At 57.1% G+C, this 951-nt stretch carries 1 protein-coding gene; it reads left to right on the forward strand.

From position 1 onward, the window contains the following. Window positions 1-336: 336 nt before the first annotated feature. Entirely contained in the window at window positions 337-687 is a 351-nt protein-coding gene (locus AC629_RS44045; RefSeq protein ID WP_084810801.1) for a nuclear transport factor 2 family protein, read from the forward strand. Window positions 688-951 lie beyond the last annotated feature (264 nt).

A 951-nucleotide genomic window follows, 5' to 3' on the forward strand; every position in this document is an offset into this window, starting at 1 on the left:
TTTAAGTTGAGCGCGCTTGCGAGTTCGGGCGGTAAGAGGGAAGTGGACGAATAACTTATTCTATCGCCATCAAGCGCCTCGGCGTTTTCACACAGCCTAGACCCGAAGCGGACCTTCAAAGCACCTCACAACCCCACGACAGAAGTGCTAGGCTCTTTTTCCCACAAGCGTAGTCCTTGCAGGGAGCGGCGCATGCGGCTTCGGGAGTTCATCTCAGGGACTGCGGCTATGGCTGCGACGGCCTTTGCTCAGCCGTTAAGCGCTCAGGTCGTTATGTCGCGGAGTATAAAGCGTGTCGCGATTGTTCATCCCTAACCGGTAAAGGAGGATGGAGGAATGACTTCCACGAAAGACGTTCTAGACCACCACCTGAAGTGTTTTGGTGAGGGAGACCTCACGGGCATCCTCTCTGACTATGCGCCGGGTGCCGTCCTGTTCACGCCGGACGGACCGCTCAGGGGGACCGACGCGATTCGACCGTTGTTCCAGGCGATGTTTGCGGAGTTTGGCAAACCCGGTGCCGCATTCAGCATGAAGCAGCAGGCGGTCGAGGGCGACTATGCCTACATTCTGTGGACCGCGGAGACTGCCGACAACTTGTACGAGCTAGGCACGGATACGTTCGTCGTGCGGGACGGCAAGATCGTGGCCCAGTCGTTCGCCGGCAAGATTACGCCCAAGGGCTGAACACTGACGCAGGAGCTGCGCGCCCTCCTGGTCGAATAACAGATCCTTTTTGCTTGCTGCATGAGTCCGGTATTGGCCTTCGCGACAATTTGCGGCGCAGGGACATGTCCGCAGTTGGGGTTAGACCGGAAGTCTTGGGCTGAGGCTCAAACCGGCGCCTTTGCCACATCTGCGACATCAGCGCATTTTTGCTGTAACGCGCAATACCCGCGCGGGACCAGTCATCAACTTTCGCGAGCCATCTCTATTTTCTATTTCTTTTTG

This window comes from Bradyrhizobium sp. NAS80.1 (assembly GCF_001908205.1).
GTDB lineage: Bacteria > Pseudomonadota > Alphaproteobacteria > Rhizobiales > Xanthobacteraceae > Bradyrhizobium.